Annotated in this window: 1 pseudogene; it reads right to left on the minus strand. The window is 72.4% G+C overall.

The features are described from left to right. Position 1: 1 nt before the first annotated feature. Positions 2–301, minus strand: a pseudogene (locus BIV23_RS45255) (LCP family protein); the annotation flags it as partial.

Below are 301 nucleotides of genomic sequence, written 5' to 3' on the forward strand. Positions count from 1 at the left end.
CTCAGGAGGCGGAGTCGGGAACGTTTCGTGCCGCCGCGTACGCCTGTGCCGGTGTCATCGAGACGCCGCCCAGGCTGACCGTCCTGTACGGGCTGACCTGGGCGCAGGTCTTGGACTGGTCGGCGGTGGAGGCGTGGGCGTTGGAGACGGCGGCGTGGGTGTCCGCGGGCGCGGGCGAGGAGTTGCCGCCGGGGAATGCGGTGCCGCTGGGCCAGTCCGATCCGATCACCAGGGTCAGGCCCGTGCCGGTGCCCTGCTTCAGGTTCGCGGAGGGCAGGCCGAGCGCCTTGGCGACGGTCTG

Origin of the sequence: Streptomyces monashensis, assembly GCF_001866665.1 — a bacterium.
GTDB lineage: Bacteria > Actinomycetota > Actinomycetes > Streptomycetales > Streptomycetaceae > Streptomyces > Streptomyces monashensis.